The organism is Mixta mediterraneensis, from assembly GCF_014946725.1.
In the GTDB taxonomy this organism is placed as follows: domain Bacteria; phylum Pseudomonadota; class Gammaproteobacteria; order Enterobacterales; family Enterobacteriaceae; genus Pantoea; species Pantoea mediterraneensis.
Window position 1 is genome coordinate 201,847 of record NZ_JACFXY010000004.1, and the last position, 21,135, is coordinate 222,981.

At 54.2% G+C, this 21,135-nt stretch carries 14 protein-coding genes; 1 reads left to right on the plus strand and 13 read right to left on the minus strand.

Annotation, left to right across the window (positions count from 1 at the left end):
- Nucleotides 1-52 precede the first annotated feature (52 nt).
- Nucleotides 53-1,105, plus strand: coding sequence for a class I fructose-bisphosphate aldolase (gene fbaB, locus H2P46_RS09640; protein ID WP_193404874.1), 1,053 nt, complete (start codon nt 53-55; stop codon nt 1,103-1,105).
- Nucleotides 1,106-1,209: 104 nt separating this feature from the next.
- Here the strand turns inward: fbaB and H2P46_RS09645 are convergent, their stop codons facing one another.
- From H2P46_RS09645 to H2P46_RS09705, 13 genes are all read right to left on the minus strand, one after another.
- Complete coding sequence (locus tag H2P46_RS09645; protein ID WP_193404875.1) at nt 1,210-1,899, minus strand: GntR family transcriptional regulator; 690 nt, start codon at nt 1,897-1,899, stop codon at nt 1,210-1,212.
- A 59-nt stretch (nt 1,900-1,958) separates the two neighbouring features.
- Complete coding sequence (locus H2P46_RS09650; protein WP_193404876.1) at nt 1,959-3,461, minus strand: mannitol dehydrogenase family protein; 1,503 nt, start codon at nt 3,459-3,461, stop codon at nt 1,959-1,961.
- Between the two features lie 67 nt (nt 3,462-3,528).
- On the minus strand, nt 3,529-4,812 hold the full coding sequence (locus H2P46_RS09655; protein ID WP_193404877.1) for an MFS transporter: 1,284 nt from the start codon (nt 4,810-4,812) through the stop codon (nt 3,529-3,531).
- Between the two features lie 80 nt (nt 4,813-4,892).
- Entirely contained in the window at nt 4,893-5,903 is a 1,011-nt protein-coding gene (locus H2P46_RS09660; RefSeq protein WP_193404878.1) for a Zn-dependent oxidoreductase, read from the minus strand.
- Nucleotides 5,904-5,913: 10 nt separating this feature from the next.
- Nucleotides 5,914-7,128 carry a D-mannonate dehydratase ManD gene (gene manD, locus H2P46_RS09665; protein WP_193404879.1) on the minus strand — a complete coding sequence of 405 codons (1,215 nt, stop codon included), beginning with the start codon at nt 7,126-7,128 and terminating at the stop codon, nt 5,914-5,916.
- Nucleotides 7,129-7,295: 167 nt separating this feature from the next.
- Entirely contained in the window at nt 7,296-8,195 is a 900-nt protein-coding gene (gene yegS, locus H2P46_RS09670) for a lipid kinase YegS (RefSeq protein ID WP_193404880.1), read from the minus strand.
- A gap of 327 nt (nt 8,196-8,522) precedes the next feature.
- A complete protein-coding gene (gene trhP / locus H2P46_RS09675; RefSeq protein WP_193405009.1) occupies nt 8,523-9,923 on the minus strand; it encodes a prephenate-dependent tRNA uridine(34) hydroxylase TrhP in 1,401 nt (466 codons plus the stop codon).
- Between the two features lie 127 nt (nt 9,924-10,050).
- Nucleotides 10,051-10,758 (minus strand): envelope stress response regulator BaeR, encoded by a 708-nt coding sequence (gene baeR, locus H2P46_RS09680; protein WP_193404881.1) that lies wholly within the window; start codon nt 10,756-10,758, stop codon nt 10,051-10,053.
- A gap of 6 nt (nt 10,759-10,764) precedes the next feature.
- The gene (gene baeS / locus H2P46_RS09685; protein WP_193404882.1) at nt 10,765-12,153 is read right to left on the minus strand and encodes an envelope stress sensor histidine kinase BaeS; all 1,389 of its coding nucleotides are present in this window, start codon (nt 12,151-12,153) and stop codon (nt 10,765-10,767) included.
- Nucleotides 12,150-13,556, minus strand: a complete 1,407-nt coding sequence (gene mdtD / locus H2P46_RS09690; protein WP_193404883.1) for an MFS transporter — start codon at nt 13,554-13,556, stop codon at nt 12,150-12,152. Before mdtD ends, baeS begins: the two co-directional genes overlap by 4 nt.
- Nucleotides 13,557-13,568: 12 nt before the next feature.
- On the minus strand, nt 13,569-16,646 hold the full coding sequence (gene mdtC, locus H2P46_RS09695) for a multidrug efflux RND transporter permease subunit MdtC (protein WP_193404884.1): 3,078 nt from the start codon (nt 16,644-16,646) through the stop codon (nt 13,569-13,571).
- Nucleotides 16,643-19,765: an MdtB/MuxB family multidrug efflux RND transporter permease subunit gene (locus H2P46_RS09700; RefSeq protein WP_193404885.1), complete on the minus strand. Its 3,123-nt coding sequence runs from the start codon at nt 19,763-19,765 to the stop codon at nt 16,643-16,645. The genes mdtC and H2P46_RS09700 overlap by 4 nt, the downstream gene beginning before the upstream one ends.
- Nucleotides 19,765-20,997, minus strand: a complete 1,233-nt coding sequence (locus H2P46_RS09705; RefSeq protein WP_193404886.1) for an MdtA/MuxA family multidrug efflux RND transporter periplasmic adaptor subunit — start codon at nt 20,995-20,997, stop codon at nt 19,765-19,767. Before H2P46_RS09705 ends, H2P46_RS09700 begins: the two co-directional genes overlap by 1 nt.
- Between the last annotated feature and the right edge of the window lie 138 nt (nt 20,998-21,135).

Here is a 21,135-nt window from a genome sequence, read left to right on the forward strand (position 1 = left end):
GGGGTCGAATCGGCGGGGGGCGGGTCATCTTCGACATTTAACAGGAGCTTACATGACGGACATCGTACAGTTATTGGGTCAGGAAGCTGATTCCCTTCTCCAACATCGCTGCATGACCATTCCAGCGGAAAGCCTGTATTTACCAGGCGGGGATTTTGTCGATCGCGTCATGATCGATAACAACCGTTCTCCTGCGGTGCTGCGCAATATGCAAACGTTGTATAATACCGGCCGCCTGGCGGGAACCGGCTATCTGTCTATTCTGCCGGTGGATCAAGGCGTTGAGCACTCGGCCGGCGCATCGTTTGCTGCAAATCCTCACTACTTTGATCCAAAGAATATTGTTGAGCTGGCCATTGAAGCTGGTTGTAACTGCGTGGCATCAACCTACGGCGTGCTGGCTTCAGTGTCACGGCGCTATGCGCATCGCATTCCGTTTATGGTGAAACTGAACCACAACGAGACGCTGAGCTATCCGGCGCAATATGACCAGACGCTCTATGCCAGCGTGGAGCAGGCGTTCAATATGGGCGCGGTAGCGGTTGGCGCGACGATTTACTTCGGTTCTGAGCAATCACGTCGTCAGCTTGAAGAAATTTCCGCCGCGTTTGAGCGGGCACATGAACTGGGGATGGTCACGGTTCTGTGGGCTTATCTGCGCAATAACGATTTCAAAAAGGATGGGGTGGATTATCACGCCAGCGCTGACCTGACCGGGCAGGCTAACCATCTGGCGGCAACCATTGGTGCGGATATTGTTAAGCAAAAAATGGCGGAAAATAATGGTGGTTATAACGCCGTGAAATTTGGTCATACGGACGAGCGGGTCTACAGCAAGCTGACCACAGAGAATCCAATCGATCTGGTTCGCTATCAGCTTGCCAACTGCTATATGGGGCGCGCTGGCCTGATCAACTCTGGCGGTGCTTCAGCCGGGGAAACGGATATTGCCGAATCCGTGCGCACGGCGGTGATTAATAAACGTGCCGGTGGCATGGGGCTGATACTGGGTCGTAAGGCATTTAAAAAATCACTGAAAGATGGCGTCGCATTGATCAATGCCGTACAGGATGTGTATTTGTCTAAAGATGTGACGATTGCGTAATTCAAACTGGCTTTCCCGCCGACGGGTGAATTCCCGCTGCGTTCGATAAGGCTGAAAAGGCCAGCACCCGCTGGCCCTGGTTGTGGAAGGGGCAGTGAGCTGGCTCAGGATCCTTCTTCAAACCACTCGCTGTTGCGTTCCGCTATTGGCGTAATAGAAAAAATCATCTCCTGCAAATGACGACGCATCGCTGCTTCTGCTGCATCGGCATCATGCTGTTTCAGCGCAGTGAAAATCTCTTCATGCTGCTGGATCAAACGCTCTGGTGGAGAGACTTCGCTTAGCGTTAAAAAACGTACCCGATCCATTGCCGCCTTGATATTTTCTACCGTTTCCCACGCCAGCGCGCAGTTGATGCTTTCGGCGATCAGGCGATGAAATTCATCATCCAGGCTAAGAAACGTCTGGCTGTCGTGTCGTTCAGAGGCCATATTTTGCAGCTGTAAATTGTACTCCAGCGCCATCAGTGCTGGCGCTTCAATTTCCTGCGCGGCGCGACGCACGACGGAGATTTCTACTGCTTCCCGAATAAAGCGGCCATCGGCAACGCCTTTGGCAGAAATTTTACGAACGAAGGTGCCGCGCTGTGGCAACACCTGTACCAGTCCAGCCTCTGCCAGCTTAATAAACGCTTCACGCACCGGCTGACGTGACACATTAAAGCGAGCAGAAACGTCTTTTTCAGACAACAGCGAACCCGGTTGAATCACACAGGTAACGATGTCTTTGCGCAGATACCGATATATCTGCTGATTCACTGGTTCGCTGGTAGTAATGGTATAGGCGATCGACATGCAGCAATATCCGTATTATGGCTGGCAAAAGCCAGCCCGATAAGAAAGAATCAGTCTAATCAGCGCGCTACATCTGCGCCAGCGCTTTTGCTAGTGCGCAATGCTGTCTGATTCATAAGGTGGTGAACGGTAGCGCGGGCACCTTGCTGCAAAAGTTGCTGATAAAAATCCGTTAATCGTGCAACAACCTCGACATTTTGCGGGAGATCTTCGCCGAAAACCGTTTTTATTCCCAGCAGCGCGCGCACGCGTGCTTCTCCTTCCTCGCTGTTTGCTACGCACTTTGTCAGCTCGTTTTTCAGAGGATCACGGATCTCGAACGGCTGGCCTTGCTCATCAACGCCACCGACATAACGCATCCAGGCGGCGATGCCAAGCAATAACAGATCGCAACGACTCCCGTTGCGCAGATGCCAGCGCAGGCTGTCGAGCAGACGCTGTGGCAGTTTTTGGGTGCCATCGGTCGCAATCTGGTAAGTACGATGCTTAATGGCGCGATTTTCATAGCGGGCAATAAGCTTACTGGCGTATTCCTGCAAATTAATGCCCTGAGTGCGCAGCGTCGGTGCTTGCTCGTTCACCATTAAGGCGCGAGCGGCGGCGCGAAAATGGCCGTCTGCCATACAGTCGCTGATGTGTTCACAACCGGCCAGAAAGCCTAAATAGGCCAGAAATGAATGGCTGCCGTTCAGCATGCGCAGCTTCATCTCTTCGAATGGCAGGACATCGTTTACCAGTTCGGCACCTGCGTTTTCCCAGGCGGGGCGTCCACTGACAAAGTTATCTTCAATCACCCATTGAAAAAACGGTTCCGCTTCAACGGCCACGGGATCGGCGGAACCCAGGCGGGCGCTGAGCTGTTCAAAGGCGCTGTCAGTCATGGCGGGCACGATACGATCGACCATGGTCGAGGGAAAGGTAATGTGCTGCTGAATATAGTCGGCTAATGCCTCATCCTGATGCTGCGCCAGCTGTACGATCACGTTGCGCGTGACGTGGCCGTTTTCCGGCATATTGTCACAGGACATCACGCTAAACGGCGCTAAACCGGCAGCGCGACGACGACGAATGGCTGCCAGAATCAGCCCCGGCAGTGAACGAGGGGCATCAGGATGGGCGATGTCATGCACAATATCGGGATGGTCAGGATTGAGATCGCCACTGGCGGGTAAATGGCAATAGCCTTTTTCCGTCACGGTCATCGACACAATCGCCACATCTGGCTGGCTCATTGCCTCAATGACTGCATCGATGCCGTCGCCTTTGCCATGCAGCGCGGTGGTAATGACGCCGATAACGCGGGTATTCAGCGAATCGTCAGCCATTTCAGTGACTGTATAGAGTAAATCCTGTGCCCGCAGCGCCTGAATCAGTGCGCCGCTGTTGAGATTCACTTCGCAATAGCCCCAGTCACTGCCCTGTTCGGCGAGCTTATCGCTACACAGTGCCTGATGCGCGCGGTGAAAAGCGCCAAAGCCGATGTGCACCATGCGGGTTTTAAGTTGGCTACGGTCGTAGCGTGGCTGCTGAATATCAGCGGGAAGGCGATCAATCTGTAACATAGTCCGTCCTTATGGCAAACGGGACGCCGAGCGCCCCGTAATCAATAATGCGTTAACCGCGTGAAGCTCAGACCGAAACCGGTTTATCACTGGTTTTCGGACTGCGGATCACAAAAAGCACCAGGAATGCGCCGACGGCAGCGACACAACCTGCCAGCACAAAGGCGCTGTCAAATTTGCCCGTGTGCTGCACGATAAAGCCTGTGACGACTGGACCGATGATGCCGGATAAGCTGCCTACCAGATGAATAAACCCGCTGATGCTGCCAACTCGGCTTTTATGCACCACATCCTGAATAATCGCCCAGTAGATCGCGCCGGTGATGTAGAGAAAGAAAATGGATACCGACATCATCATCACGGCAGGTACGACATCTTTTATCGTACCTGCCAGCGCGACACAAATGGCGGCAGCAAACAGTGAGACCACTAACACAATTTTACGTGACAACAGCAGCTTGCCGGTGAAATTAAAAATTTTATCGGAGATCCAGCCACCGAGCGCCAGGCCAACAAAACCGACAATCCACGGGATCATCGTGGTGATGCTCATCGCTTTGATGTCAAGGCCATGCGCCTGCACCAGATACGCCGGGAACCAGCTCAGAAAGAAAAACAGAATGTAGTTGTAACAGAAGAAAGCAAACGCCGTGACCAGGATGACTGGCTGGCGCAAATAGTAGCCGAAGGTGTGTGACGTTTGCGATAAGTCGGCTTCATCATTCGGACTTTCGGCTTTCATCTGATCAATCAGCGCTCGCTCTTTTGCCGTTACCAGCTTGCTCTTTGCGGGAGTATCGGCGGCAAAGAAGAGCCAAATGGTCATCCACGCCAGGCCAATACAGCAAACGATGATAAACGCGGGTCGCCAGCCGTAGGCGATCGCCAGATAGCCAATAATGGGCCCCGCGACCGCGCCCCCAAGCGGAGAACCGGCGCTCAGCAACCCCATGGCGGTTGCCGCCTGTTTTTTCGGAAACCAGCCGTTGATGGCTTTATTCGCCGAAGCGCAAATCGGGCCTTCTGCCATGCCGAACAGCACACGCAAAATCAATAACGACCAGAAGCCGGTAGCCAGCGCCGTCATGCCGCAAAAGATTGACCATGCGCCGACAGCGACGGCAAGCACCATTTTCGGGCCATATTTGTCGGTCGCCAGGCCACCCACAAAGTTAAACAGCGCATAGCCGAAGAAGAAACTGCCGAAAATCATGCCGAACTGCTCAGCATTAATCACCAGATCTTTTTCTACCAGCGGCACGGTCAACGACAGCGCTACGCGATCGAGGTAATTGATCATATAGACAAGGAATAACAGTAATACGAGGGTCCAGCGCAGATTCTTAAACATAGAAACTCCGTGATCTGTTTTCTATTTGTAATAGGCCGGCGGGTACGCACCGGCAGAAGACAGCTGGGGTGCGGATTAGGTTAATGCATTTGCAGGATCACCTTGCAGCAGGTACGAGGATCTTTTTCGAACAGCGTCATGGCGCGTTCGATGTCATGCAAAGGAAAATAGTGCGTGACCAGCTTCTCCGGCTGGATCAATCCTTTTTCCATCCATTCAATCACCTGCGGAAAGCGATGGCTGTTCAGGCGCGAAGTAAACAGCGACAGCTCCTTGCTGGTTAAACTTTGCTGGGTAAGGCTGCAGGGTTCGCCAGAGAAGCCAAGCAAACCGATACGTGCTGCGGGCGAAGCGAGGGCAACGGCTTCAGCCAGAATGGTCGGATGGCAGGCTGCATCAATAATCAGTGTCGGCTGCACGCCTTCCAGCTGCGCGGCCAGCGGGACCTCGGCATTGTTAAACACGCGATCGGCACCGTTCTGTAAGGCCAGCTCAAGGCGCTGCGGCAGGCGATCCACCACTAAAACCTGCTCAACATGGTATACGTTTTTCAATACCTGAATGGCGGTTAAGCCCATTGGACCCGCGCCGTATATCAGCGCCATCTCCTGCTGTTGCGGTTTCAGAAAGGCAGTGATGTTAGCGGCAATGGTAAACGGTTCGATCAGACTGGCGAGTCTGTCAGGGATCGTGTCCGGCAGACGATAAGCATTAGCTGCTGGCACGACGGCATATTCGCTGAAACCACCGTCGCGATGCACACCCGTTACCTGCAATTCTTTACAGACGTTAGGGCGACCAACAGAGCACGGATAACAGTGGCCGCAGCTCACCACCGGATCGACCGCTACGCGCTCGCCGAGACGTGTACTCGCCACGCCGTCGCCCAGCGCATCAATAACGCCAAAAAATTCATGCCCAATTACCCGTGGATATTTGGCAAACGGATTATGACCATGCCAGATGTGAACGTCAGAGCCGCAGATGCTGGCAAACTGTACTTTCACCCGTACTTCACCAGTAGCCGGTTCAGGCAACGGTCGGTCGGCCAGCACCAGCTCGCCAGGTCGCTCAATAACAGCACTCTTCATGACGATCTCCTTACCAGTTCCACAACGTGCCGTCTTCAAGGCAGGCTACCGGCAAACAGGCGGGTTCATAGGGATATTTCGCTGCCAGCTTCTCGTTAAATTCAATGCCTAAACCCGGCTTATCACCCGGATGCATGTAGCCATCGTCAAATGTCCAGTTCGCGTCAAACAGCTCCATCATATGTTCGGAGAAGCCCATATATTCCTGGACGCCAAAGTTCGGCACCCAAAGATCAAAGTGCAGTGCGGCCGCCATGCACACCGGCGACAAGTCGGAAGGGCCATGCGAGCCGGTACGCACCTGGTACAGCGAGGCAAAATCGGCAATACGCCGCATACCGGTAATGCCTCCCGCATGGGTAATAGTGGTGCGGATGTAGTCGATCAGCTGCTCTTCAATCAACTGTTTGCAATCCCAGATGCTGTTAAATACCTCGCCTACCGCAATTGGCGTCACGGTGTGCTGCCGAATCAGGCGAAAACAGGCCTGGTTCTCCGCCGGGGTCGGATCTTCCATCCAGAACAGGCGATAATCCTCTACGCTTTTGCCGAAGCGTGCGGCTTCGATCGGCGTCAGGCGATGATGCATGTCGTGCAGTAAATGCTCATCAAATCCGAATTTATCGCGGATGCTGGCAAACAGTTTTGGCGTGAAATCGAGATATTTTTCGGTTGACCATAATTGCTCTTCCGGCCAGCTGCCTTTGGTTGCCGGTTCGTAAGCCAGACCTTTGCCTTTTGCCATGCCATAAGTGGTTTTCATGCCCGGAACGCCGCATTGCGCGCGAATCGCTTTAAAGCCCAGCGCTTTATGCCGGGCGTAGTCGTCAATAACTTCGTCAATGGAGTGACCGGTAGTGTGGCAGTAAACCATCACGCCAGTGCGCGATGCACCGCCAAGTAGCTGATAAAGCGGCATATTGGCGGCTTTTCCTTTGATGTCCCATAACGCCATGTCCACGGCTGAGATCGCTGACATAGTGACCGGGCCACGACGCCAGTACGCCCCTTTGTAGAAGTATTGCCAGATGTCTTCAATCTGATGCGCATCGCGACCTATTAACTGCGGGCAAACGTGATCTTTCAGATAGGAGGCGACAGGTAATTCGCGGCCATTGAGGGTGGCATCACCCACGCCGGTCAGTCCTTCATCGGTGGTGATTTTCAGGGTAACGAAGTTTCTGCCTGCACAGGTTACAAACACTTCCGCGTTAACAATTTTCATCTTTTTGCCTTCATTCAGCGTTCAATGAAGAAAAAGTACGCCCATTAATACTACCATACAAGTTGATGTAGCAGAGTTGTGAACAGACTCACACTGTCAGCCAGCGGGAAAGAGGGAAGGGGTTGAGGAAGCTCAGGGCGGCGTCAATACCGCCCTTTAAAACGCGGTCAGGCCAACAGCGGACACTGCGGCGGTAAGCGACAACGCAATGCGCCGGGCAGAACGTCAATATGAAACTCACGCCCCGACAGCGGTTCACCGTCCAGGTTGAAAGTCATTTCATGCAGCGAACGAATATGCAGTGATTGCAGCTGCTTTCTTACAATGCCTGGATTTTCATCGTCGCCGGTCAGAGAATGCATCAGTGTCGGCAGCAGTTCCTGTGCGGTGACGATGCTGATGTCCAGTTGCCCGTCATCAATCAGCGCAGCAGGACACAAACGCTGGCCGCCGCCCGCCTGGCGACCGTTACCGATACCAATCACCAGGGCATCGCCTTGCCAGTGAAAATCCGGTCCGCTGATGTCGCAGCTGTCCGGCTTAAGCGTATCCATGCGCACCAAACCATGAATGAAATAAGAGACGCCACCAAGCGCGGACTTTAGCTTCTCCGGCGTTTCGGTCGTAATCCGTGTGCCAAAACCACCGGTTGCCATATTGATGAAATAGCGCTGCTGATTGACTCGCGCCAGATCGATCTCGCAGGCTTTACCCTGAATCGCCAGCCGTAGCGCCGCTTCCATCTCTGTTGGAATGCCAGCGCTGGTGGCAAAGTCGTTCGCCGTCCCGAGCGGCAAAATCCCTAACACGGGGCGGCTTGCCACCTCAAGGACCGCCAGCGCAGTGGCAATTTCATTGATAGTGCCATCGCCACCGCCAGCCACCACGGTTTCGGCTTGCAGCGTCATCGCTTCATCTAAATAACGCTGTCCGTCGCCTTTTTCCCAGGTAACGCGCACCGCAATATTAAAGCCTTCATCACGCAGCTTATTGATCGCCACGCGCAGGTCTTCATTGCCTGCACCTTTGCCGTTGAGGATCAATAACGTTAGCGAATTTTTATCCATGATACGTTCCTTGAAGGCCAGTTCAGAAAAAAGGGGGTATATCCTTTAGTGTTCGGGCTGCCTCTGGTTAGCGGCATCTGTCTGCCCAAAACAGTCGTTTACTGTGTTCATTAGCTTTGGTTGGCTCACCGCCTTATAGCGATTTGAACGCTTCAGGTTATAACACAGCTGAGGCTAAAAAATTATTGGCGAAAGGGAGAAAAAAGAAAACCCGCACGGGGGAGCCGGGCGGGTGAAGGAGGTGGTTCCTGGTGTTACCTGCTTTTTTTTGTTACTCGTTAGCAGCAGGCGCGACTATAAAACAGAGCGCAGCGGGGGTCTGTGATCCTACTCTAACTTCGCCGAAACTTTTTCCCCGGTAAATAATTTACCGTGCGGATCGCGGGTACTCAGCCCATCAGTAAAATTGCGTAGCAGCAGGCTAAACGGTAGATCAACGTTTTGTGGCACCTGTAACCAGACGCGATGCCCATCACCCGGCGCAACGTCAATGGCTTCGCCGCGCGCATTTTGCAGCGCATCCAGAGTAAAAATCAGATTGCCGGATGGCGTCATGATCTCCAGGTTGTCATGCAGCATAAATTTATTTTTTACCGCCACTTCTGCCCAGTCGCCCCGGCGTTTGCCGCTGAACTCGCCGACAAACTGCTGACGTTCCGAAACCGAATAACCCTGCTGGTAGTTCTGGTAGCTGTCATGGGTATGGCGACGCAGAAAACCTTCGGTATAGCCGCGATGCGCCAGGCCTTCCAGCGCCAGCAGTAACTGTGGATTGAACGGCTTACCCGCCGCCGCATCGTCAATGGCCCAACGATAAATCTGGGCGGTACGCGCGCAGTAGTAAAATGATTTAGTACGGCCTTCTATTTTCAGCGAATGCACGCCCATCTGGCTCAGACGTTCAACATGTGCCACGGCGCGCAGATCTTTGGAGTTCATGATGTAGGTGCCATGTTCGTCTTCAAAAGCACTCGGCACGTCGCCCGGCTTCATTTTTTCTTCGAGCAGGAACACCTTATCAGTAGGCTGTCCGACACCCAGCGTTGGTGTGACGTTCTGCACCGCAATCGGCTGATGCATTTCGACAATATTGCCCGCATCGTCTTGTTTGCCTTCTTCCACTTTATATTCCCAGCGGCAGGCATTCGTGCAGGTTCCCTGATTGGGATCGCGTTTATTCATATAACCGGAAAGCAGGCAGCGGCCGGAATAGGCCATGCACAGCGCCCCGTGGACAAAGATCTCCAGCTCCATTTCCGGCACCTGGTGACGAATTTCGGCGATCTCTTCCAGCGACAGCTCGCGTGACAGGATCACCCGCGTCAGGCCCATCTGCTGCCAGAACTTCACCGTTGCCCAGTTCACTGCGTTAGCCTGCACGGAAAGGTGAACTGGCATCTGCGGGAAGGCGTCGCGTATCAGCATGATCAAACCCGGATCGGACATGATTAACGCATCTGGCTGCATTTCCACTACGGGCGTTAAGTCGCGGATAAAAGTTTTTAGCTTGGCGTTATGTGGCGCGATATTTACCACGACATAGAATTTTTTACCCAGCGCGTGCGCTTCATTAATGCCTTTAGCCAAATTTTCATGGGTGAATTCGTTATTACGCACCCGCAGGCTGTAGCGGGGCTGCCCGGCATAGACGGCATCTGCACCATAGGCAAAGGCATAACGCATGTTCTTCAGCGTTCCGGCTGGAGAGAGGAGTTCGGGTTTCAACAGATTTTCTCACTGATGTCAGGTCAGCACACCGCCGGATGCGGCATGTACAAGGCCGTTTTGAGCGGCCCCGTAAAAGGTGCGGAATTGTAGGCTGTGAATAGCGTTGGGTAAATTGATCTAAATCAATCTAGATCAAATGACAGCTGTCAGCTTCCCAGCGATACCCCATGCCATAAACGGCACGGATAAACGGCTGTTCCGCATCAAGGTTCTCCAGCTTGCGGCGCAGGTTTTTAATATGGCTGTCAATGGTGCGATCGGTAACGACGCGGTAGTCGTCATACAGATGGTTCAGCAATTGCTCACGTGAAAACACCTTGCCGGGTTCTAATGACAAGGTTTTCAGCAAGCGAAATTCGGCAGGGGTTAAATCCAGCGGTTCTTCGCGCCAGCTGGCCTGGAAACGGCCTTCATCAACTTTCAGCAGCGATGATTTTTGCACTTCTTCTGGGGAACGTTTTACCCGACGCAGAATGGTCTTGACGCGCGCCACCACTTCTCGTGGGCTAAACGGTTTGCAGATATAATCGTCGGCACCAATTTCCAGCCCCAGCAGGCGATCAATCTCTTCGGTTCGCGCCGTGACCATAATGATCGGCAGCTCGGAGAAACGACGAATTTCACGGCACAATGTTAAGCCATCGGTGCCTGGTAGCATCAGATCCAGCAACAGCAGATCAGGCAGTGTATGCTGAACGTAGTCCAGCACCTCGTTGCCATGGGCAATATGATGAGTGCGATAGTTAGAAGCCTGAAGATAATCAATCATCAGCTGAGCCAGTTTCGGCTCATCTTCCACAATAAGAATCAGCGGGTCTTGTTTTTCCTGGCTCATAATCAGCTACGCATGAGGAACATAGCGCAATTGTAGCGTGATTTTCAGGCCACCTAAATCAGAGTGTGTCGCAGAAATGTCTCCGCCATGCGCATCGACGATATTTTTACAGATGGCTAAACCCAGGCCAGAACCGCCGCTGGCACGGTTACGTGAGCCTTCGGTGCGGAAAAAACGCTCAAATATTTGCGCCTGATATTCACCATCTACGCCGGGCGCACTGTCATCAAATGTCAGCATCCAGTAAGGCGCTTCATACCACAGGCGCACCTGGAGACCGCCGCCCGCATCGGTGTAGCGCAGACTGTTTTCCAGCAAATTAGTGAACAGCTGCAATAGCCTGTCTGGATCGCCAAAGAAAGGGGCATCTTCCGGCAGGGATAAGTTAAGCGTTAAACCATGCGAGCGATAGCGTTCGGCAAAGCTCCCCGCTGTGACTTCCATGAGCTGCACTAAATCGGTGGCCTGTTTGCGATAGGCAAGGGCGCCTTCATCAGAAAGGGAGAGCTGGTGCAGATCGTCCACCAGCTTGGTGAGCACAACCACTTCGCTTTGCAGCGAGGCAATGGCTTCCGGGGTCAGTTTCCGCACGCCATCCTGCATCGCTTCCAGCTCGCCCCGTAAAATCGCCAGTGGGGTGCGCAGCTCATGCGATATATCGGCCATAAAGGCACGCCGCATACGTTCATTTTTTTCCAGCGAACTGGCAAGGCGGTTGAAATCATGCGCCAGCTGACCCAGTTCATCGTGGCTGCTGACCTCAACCCGACTGGCAAAATGGCCGGCCGCCAGATGGTGCGTTCCATCCACCAGCCGTTTTACTGGGGCCAGCAGGCCGCGGGCAATCAGCCAGGTCATCAGTGCCGCCAGTAAGGTCGATAACCCGACGATATACCAGCTGGTGCGGCGTTGCTGCTGATCAAAATTGATGTCAGTACTGCGCGTCAGGCGCTCCGGCGGCGATCCGATGACCCATCCGACAATTTTGCCATTGCTTAACGTAATGTTGCGGCGCGATCCCTCCAGCGGCACTGGCGAACGCGGGCCAACCAGCACTTTATACTGCTGATCGATAATCCAGAACTGGGTGCGCCAGCCGTGCGGGGGGAGCTGATTGCTGCTGTCGGGATTCTGCTCCAGCGAACGCAGAATATTAAATACCAGTCGATCGTTATGACGCAGGAAATCCCAGTCGCCATGCTGCTCGAACTGATCCGCTAGCGCATCACTGAGCATATTTAAACGCTGTTCATTGCCGCGCTTAATGTAATCCACAAAGCCATGCTCAAAGCTGAGACGTACGCCCCAGTGCATGGTGATCAACACCATCATGCTGGTGGCGAATATGGCCATAAAAAGTTTGGCACCAATACCGAGGTGCAGAGTCGGTTTCATTGACTTCTCCGGCGTCGCAGATCGACGTTTTTACTGATTTCTTTGGGTACGCGCCAGAATACCAGGGCAGGCAGGATAATAATTAACGCCATGCACAAATAGGCGTAAACAAAGGTTTGGTGTCTGGCTGCGCTGTCGCGGACGGCATCCTGACCGAACGCGCCCAGTAGCAAACCGGCAATGGTAACGCCGATACTCATCGACAACTGCATAATCATCGACAGCAAACTGTTGCCGCTGGAGGCGAGCTCATCCGGCAGCTCTTTTAGCGTTAAGGTATTCATGGAGGAGAAGCGAATTGCGTTCACTGTGCCTTGCAGAAACAACACCAGCGGCAGCAGCCAAACCCAGCCCAACAACGCCGCCAGCGGGAACAGCAGCACGATAAAAGCCAAAGCAATGGTTGAACCAACCAGCACGTTGCGATAGCCAAACAGATTGACGATGCGCACCACGATGCGTTTCATTCCCATATTGCCGAGTACCATGGGTATCATCATCAATCCTGCGTGGAACGGGCTGTAACCCATGCCGATCTGTAAAAAAATGGGCGTCATAAACGGCAACATACCGCTGCCGATACGACCGGTAAAACTGCCAAGTAGGCCAATGGAATAAACGCGGTTCGCAAACAGCCTGAGACTGAAAATGGCGCGTTCGTTGCCGCGCGCGTGCATCAGATAGAGCAGCAGCGAAAAGAAGCCGACCAGGATCATTGCGCCCAGCAATAGCGGTGAACCACCGCTGCTGCGCTGCCCATCCAGTGCCAGCGTTAAGGTCGCCATGCCCGCCGCCAGCAGCAGGAAACCGGAAAAATCAAAGCGGCGGGTGGGCATAGAATAGTTTGGCATTAACATGATGGTGGCAATGGCACCTGCAATGCCAACCGGAATATTGATTAAGAAAATCCAGTGCCAGCTGGCGTATTGTACCAGCACGCCGCCGAGCGCCGGGCCCACCAGCGGTCCAATTTGCCCAGGCAACGTAACGAAGGTCATTGCCGACATGTATTGTTCGCGCGGCACGATTTTCATCACCGTCAAACGGCCCACCGGCACCATCATCGCCCCGCCAATGCCTTGCACTACACGCGCCATAACCAGGTGATTGAGCGTGCCGGCAAAAGCGCACAGCAGCGAACCGAGGCTGAACAACACAATCGCGCTGAAGAAGATATTACGTACACCGAAGCGATCGGCCAGCCAGCCGCTGACGGGCAACGTTACCGCCACGGTTAAGACGTAAGAGACAATAACCGAGTGCATATGCAGCGGACTCACACCCAGGTCGTTCGCCATAGACGGAATGGCCGTATTGACGATGGTGGTGTCCAGCGTCTGCATAAAAAATCCGAAAGCGACAATCCATAATTGCCAGCGCACCGTCGCGTTCTGAGTACCCATCAATTCGTCCCCTTAACTTTGTGTGGCGTTAACGGCATGAGACGGCTTTTTACGCCGCAGTTTATCCATCATCAAATACACCACTGGCGTAGTGTAGAGCGTGAGTAACTGACTCATCACCAGGCCGCCCGCAATAGTGATGCCGAGCGGTTGGCGCAGCTCCGCGCCGTCGCCGCTGCTTAATACCAAGGGTAGCGCACCGAACAGCGCTGCCAGCGTGGTCATTAAAATCGGCCGGAAGCGCAGCAGACACGCCTGGAAAACTGCGTCGCGCGCGCAGAGGTTGCCGTTACGCTCGGCATCCAAAGCAAAATCAACCATCATAATGGCATTTTTTTTCACGATACCAATCAGCAACAAAATACCGATCAAGGCTATCAGGCTGAACGGCGTATCGAACAACACCAGCGCCAGCAGCGCGCCCACGCCCGCCGAAGGCAGCGTTGACAGAATCGTTAGCGGATGCACATAGCTTTCATAAAGTATGCCCAGCACGATATACACCGCCGCGATGGCCGCTAACATCAGCCACACCTGACTATTTTGCGACTGCTGGAACACCTGCGCGGTGCCGGCAAAGCTGCCACGTACGCTGGCGGGTACGCCAAGTGCCGTCATGGTGCGGTCAATGGCTTCTGACGCCTGTGACAGCGACACGCCTTCCGGCAGGTTAAATGAAATTGTCGTCGCGGCAGATAAGCCATCATGGTTTACCGACAGCGGGGCATTGGCGGGTTGCCATTTGGCAAACCACGACAGCGGAATGGCTTTGCCTTCGTTGTTAACGACAAACATCTGATCCAGCGCGCTGATGTCCTGGGTATAGCGCGGGTCGACTTCCATCACGACTTTGTACTGATTGAGCGGCTGATAAATAGTGGAAATCTGGCGCTGACCAAAGGCATTATTTAACAGGGCGTTGGCTTCAGAAACATCAATGCCCAGACGTGCCATACTGTCGCGGTCATAGATCAGCGCCATCTCGCTGCCTTTATCCTGCTGATCGGAGTTCACATCTGCCAGTTCCGGCAAGGCCGCAAATGCCTGTCGGATCTTCGGTTCCCAGGTTCTTAAATCGTTGAGATTGTCCGACAGCAGCGAATATTGATAGCTGGCGTTGGATTCACGTCCGCCGACGCGAATATCCTGAACCGCGTTCAGATAGAGATTTGCCCCCGGCTCTTTTGCCAGCTTTATGCGCAATCGCGCAATCACTTCCTGCGCACTTTCGTTACGCTCCGACAGCGGTTTTAGCGAAATGAACATCGATCCGCTGTTGGTACGTTGTCCACCGGTAAACCCGACCACGCTATCTACCGCCGGATCGGCCCCCACGATTTGCATGAAATCCTGCAGTTTGCCGCGCATCGCCTGAAACGAAATGCTCTGATCGGCAGAGATAAAACCAGAAAGGCGGCCCGTATCCTGTTCAGGCATAAAAGTTTTAGGAATGCTGATAAACAGCCAGACGGTCAGCGCCACGGTGCCCAACAACAGCACCAGTACCCAACGCGCATGATCAAGCACCCAATGCAGTGAACGACCATAGCCTTGTTGCATCGACAGCAAGACACGGCCAAAACCACGCCGACGCGGCTGGCTGCGCGGCGTGTGCGGCTTAAGCAAATAAGCACACATCATCGGCGTGAGCGTGACGGAGATAAAGAGCGAAATGATAATCGCTACCGAGAGCGAGATAGCAAACTCGGTAAAAAAGCGGCCAATCAAGCCGCCCGTCATCAGCAACGGTAGGAACACCGCGATCAATGACAAACTCATCGACAGCACGGTAAACCCGACTTCACGCACCCCTTTCAGCGCCGCAGGCAACGGCTTCATTCCGGCTTCGACATGACGGGCAATATTTTCCAGCACCACAATCGCATCATCCACCACAAATCCGGTGGCGATAGTCAGCGCCATCAGTGACAGATTATTCAGGCTAAAGCCGCACAGATACATTGCCGCAAAGGTGCCAATGAGTGAAACCGGCACCGCTACGGCGGGGATCAGCGTGGCGCGTCCCGAACGCAGGAAGGCAAACACCACCAGAATCACCAGCACCACTGCAATAACCAGGGATTGCTCAACTTCATGCAGCGAGGCGCGTATTGTCGGAGAGCGATCCTGCGCCACCTGCAAGTCAATCGCCGCCGGGATCACTTCATGCAGTTCTGGCAGTTCGGCACGGATGCGATCCACGGTATCAATAACATTGGCTTCGGGCGTTTTACGCACGACCAGCAACACCGCAGGTTTACCGCGTGACATCCCGGCGTTGCGAACGTCCTGCACTGAATCCTTTACCGTTGCCACATCTGACAGTTTTACCGCCGCGCCATTATTGTAATGCACAATCAGCGGCTGGTATTCGCTGGCGCTTTGCAACTTATCATTGGTACGCAGCTGCCAGCGCTGTTCGCGATCCTCCAGCGCTCCTTGTGGGCGACGCTGGTTGGCGTTGGAAATGGCTTCACGCACCGCATCCAGCGAAACGCCCTGATTAAACAGCGCCTGCGGATTCAGCGCCACGCGCACGGCTGGTAATGAGCTGCCCCCTACCGTGACATCCCCGACGCCCTCAATTTGTGACAGCTTTTGTGCCAGTTGCGTTGAGGCATAATCGTACAGTTGACCCGGATTGTAGATGTCCGAGGTCAGCGTCAAAATCATTACTGGCGCATCAGATGGGTTAGCTTTGCGATAGGTTGGTCGAGAGGACATACCGGTTGGCAGCAGGCTTTGTGCCGCGTTAATCGCTGCCTGCACATCGCGCGCGGCACTGTTAATGTCGCGATCAAAGTCAAACACCAGAATGATGCGCGTGCTGCCCAGCGAACTGGTGGAGGAAATTTCACTGACGCCCGCAATGCGCCCCAGCGATCGCTCCAGCGGCGTCGCCACCGATGAGGCCATCGTCTCAGGCGCAGCGCCCGGCAGCGAGGCGGAAATGACGATAACGGGAAAATCCACCTGGGGCAGCGGAGCCACGGGTAACAAACGAAATCCAGGTATGCCCGCCAGCGCAATCGCAATTGTTAACAGCGTCGTGGCGACCGGTCGGTGGATAAACAGCGCGAAGAACTTCACTCTGCCGCCTCCGAACGTCCCAGACGATGGCGCGTAGCGAGCGCCAGACGATCAAACAGCAGGTAGATAACCGGCGTGGTAAACAGCGTCAGGATCTGGCTGAGAATTAAACCGCCAACCATCGCAAGCCCCAGCGGGTGACGCAACTCGGCGCCAACGCCGGTACTGAGCATCAGCGGCAGCGCACCCAACAGCGCCGCCAGCGTGGTCATCAAAATCGGGCGGAAGCGCAGCAGGCAGGCCTGATAAATGGCGTCATACGGAGCCATGCCCTGTTCGCGTTCAGCAGCCAGCGCAAAGTCGATCATCATGATGGCATTTTTCTTCACGATGCCGATCAGCAAAATAATACCGATGATGCCAACAATATCCAGCTCGTTGCCGCTTAACATCAACGCCAGCAGCGCACCGACCCCCGCGGTTGGCAGCGTCGAAAGAATAGTAATCGGATGGATAAAGCTTTCATATAACACGCCCAACACGATGTACATCGCGACAATTGCCGCCACAATCAGCCAAACGGTGCTGCTCAGCGCGGCTTCAAACGCCAGCGTGCTGCCCTGAAATTGCGTCATAACGTCTGAAGGCATACCGAGTTGGCCTTCGGCTTGCGTTACGGCCTTAACCGCATCTTCAAGTGAATAGCCGTCGGCGACGTTAAACGAGAAGGTGGCGGATGGAAACTGATCGAGATGGTTAATACTCAGGGGAGTATAGCGCTGTTCAATTTTGGCGATGGCGCTGAGCGGCACGCTGCCGCCGTCGCTGCTGGCCAGACGGATCGCGTCCAGACTTTCCAGCCCTGGCGTAGTGCGATTGTCCTGCTCCAGCACCACGCGATATTGATTAGCCTGGGTGTAAATAGTCGAAATCAACCGCTGACCAAAGGCGTTATACAGGGCATTATCGATGTCCGCCATGTTAATGCCCAGGCGGCTGGCGCTGGCGCGGTCAACATTTACGTAAGCTTCCAGTCCCTGATCCTGCCAGTTGCTGCTGACATCGCGTAGCTGCGGTAACCTGCTTAGCTCACTCAGCAGCGCTGGCACCCAGGTACTTAATGACTCCAGCGATCCTGATTGCAGCGTGAACTGATACGGCGTGCGGCTGGCCTGAGTTTCAATCGTCAAATCCTGTACGGCTTGTAGCCATAGCTGTACGCCAGGGATCTGGTTTACCTGCTGTTGTAAACGCTGCTCCACTTCAGGAATACGATCATCGCGCTCGCTCAGCGGTTTCAGGTTGATCTGCAAACGCGCGCTATTTAATGCGGCGTTCGTGCCGTCTACGCCAACAAACGAGGTCAGGCTTTGTACCGCGGGGTCTTTCATAATGATTGAGGCGACATCGCGGGTACGCTGCGCCATACTGGCGTAGGAGACCGACTGGGGGGCCTGCAAGGTGCCCTGAATAATGCTGTTGTCCTGCTGCGGAAAGAAGCCTTTCGGGATCGCTATCCACAGCAAAACGGTTAAAACCAGTGTGCCAAGCGCCACCGACAAAGTCAGCCAGGGATGATTCAGCACCCGGCTTAAACCGCGCCCGTAAACCGCAATGATGCGGTCAAACATCGCCTCACTGGCGCGCGAGAAACGATTCTGCTTGCGCAGTGATTCGACGCTCAGCATACGTGCGCACATCATTGGCGTCAGCGTCAGCGATACAATACCCGAAATCAAAATCGCCACCGCCAGCGTGACGGCGAATTCACGGAACAGACGACCAATCACATCGCCCATAAACAGCAGTGGAATTAATACTGCAATCAGTGAGAAGGTCAGGGAGATAATGGTAAAACCAATTTCACCCGCCCCTTTAAGGGCGGCGGTGAGCGGCTTTTCGCCTTTTTCGATATAGCGCGAGATGTTTTCGATCACCACTATCGCATCGTCTACCACAAAGCCGGTGGCGATAGTTAATGCCATCAGCGTCAGGTTGTTGATCGAGAAGCCAAGGAAATACATGGCGGCGAAAGTGCCGATCAGCGATAGCGGCACCGCGACGGCTGGGATGACAGTGACGGGAACGTTGCGCAGGAATAGATAGATGATCATCACCACCAGCGCCATTGCTAGCATTAACTCATGCTGAGTATCGCTGACGGATGCGCGAATATTGGTGGTGCGATCGGTAAGCAACTTCACATCCACCGACTTTGGCAACGTTGCCGTCAACGCAGGCAGCATGGCGCGAATATTGTCAGCGGTAGCGATAATATTTGCGCCTGGCTGACGCTGCACGTTCAGTACAATGGCCGGATCGCGATTGGCCCAGGCGCCGAGCCAGCTGTTTTCGGCACCTTGTTCGATGGTGGCCACATCACCTAATCGCACTGGTGCGCCATTGTTGTAGCTAACGATCAGTTGACGATAATCCTCTGCTGATTTCATCTGATCGTTGGCAGAGAGCGTGACAGAACGCGTTGGGCCATCAAGGCTGCCTTTGGCCGAATTGACGTTAGCATTGCTGATTGCGGTCCGTACGGTTTCACTGGTTAAGCCTGACGCCGCTAGTGCCTGCGCATTCATTTTCACCCGCACTGCGGGTCGCTGGCCGCCGGAAAGCGTGACCAGACCCACGCCAGAAACCTGGGAAATTTTCTGTGCGATGCGCGTTTCCACCATGTCCTGAACCTGGGTCAGCGGCATGCTGCTGGTGGTAACGGCAAGCGTCATAATTGGCGGGTCGGCGGGGTTGACCTTGCTGTAAACCGGCGGATTTGGCAGATCGCTGGGCAACAGATTTGTCGCGGAGTTGATTGCCGCCTGCACTTCCTGTTCGGCAACGTCGAGCGGTAGCGTGAGCTGGAACTGTAGCGTGACCACCGACGCACCGCCGGAGCTTTGCGAAGCCATCTGCTTCAGGCCGGACATCTGACCAAACTGACGTTCCAGCGGAGCCGTTATTGAAGAAGTCACCACATCCGGGCTGGCGCCGGGATAAAGCGTGACGACCTGAATGGTTGGATAATCCACTTCGGGCAGTGCCGAGACCGGCAAAAAGCGGTAGCCGAGCACGCCTGCCAGTAAAATAGCAATCATTAAGAGTGTGGTTGCGACCGGACGCAGAATAAACTGGCGCGACGGTCCACCGCTGGAATCAGGAGGCAACACCTGCATTACTCGCGATCTCCCTTCGATGGCAACGTTGCGCGACTGCTATGTGTAGCGGTGCTTTGCGGCGCGACGACCTCTACGGTGGCGCCTTCAGTCAGACGATCTAATCCGTCGGTGACAACGCGCTCGCCGGATTCCAGCCCGGCGCTGATCACCACTTTTTGGCTATCCTGCAACCCCGCGGTGACGCTTTTTTTGCTGACTTTATTCTCGCTGTTGATCACCCAGACGAAGTGGCCTTCATTCCCCATTTGCAGTGCAGCAGTGGGGATCACAATCGCATCCTGCAAGGTATTGACCTTTAATCGCGCATTGACGAACTGGTTAGGGAACAGTAGATCGTCCTGATTATCGAAGCGTGCTTTGATTTTGATAGTGCCGGTAGTGACATCAATTTGATTGTCGAGGCTAAGCAATTTACCGGTAGTCAAAAGGTTCTGATTACTGCGATCCCAGGCTTCCACCAACAGAGGCTCGCTGCCTTTCTGTGCTTTTAAAATCTGGCTGATGTTGTTTTCAGCCACGCTGAAAACAACATCGACAGGATGCGTTTGGGTGATGACCACAATCCCGCTGGTATCGCCGCTGGTAAGGTAGTTACCCACGTCAACCTGTTTCAGGCCGACTCGTCCGTCAATCGGGGAGGTAATGCGGCTGTAGGTCAGATCGAGCTGGGCGCTGGCGACGCTGCCCTCATCAGCCTTGATGGTGCCCTGTGTCTCACTGACCAGTGAGCGCTGGGTATCGAGCTCCTGTTGTGACACCAGCGAAGTTTTCGCCAGCTTTTCGTAGCGCGCCAGATCGCGTCGGGCATTAGCAAGGGTTGCCTGGTCTTTTGCCAGCTGGCCTTGTGCCTGGGTTAATGCCACCTGATAGGGACGTGGATCGATTTCTGCCAGCAGCTGACCGGCTTTGACTTGCTGACCTTCATCAAAATGAATTGCAACCAAATCACCATTTACCCGGCTGCGCACCGTGACCGTATTGGCTGCGGTAACCGTGCCTAAACCGCTGAGATATTGCGGCACGCTTTGCGTGGTGGCGCTGGCAGCCTGCACTGGCGCCAGCGGACGACGGGCGCGGTTATCGCCTTTTCCACGTTGCGGGTGGGTATCCGCTTGCGTGTCGGTATTGGGCTGCGCCGGATGCTGCCACCAGTAATAAGCGCCTACGGCAGCGGCAAGCACCACCAGAACCATCAGGCTTTTTTTCGTAAAAGGATTGCGGGTGCTCATCTTTTTTATTGCTCTCCAGCAGTGTCGTCGTTCCATAAACAAGCCGAAAGTCGTCGGCCTGCAAACGACAGAGTGTAGCTGTCTCTGTCGGACAGAAATTGAAGGAAATAAGGATAACTGTCAGGTCGGGGTAAGTAT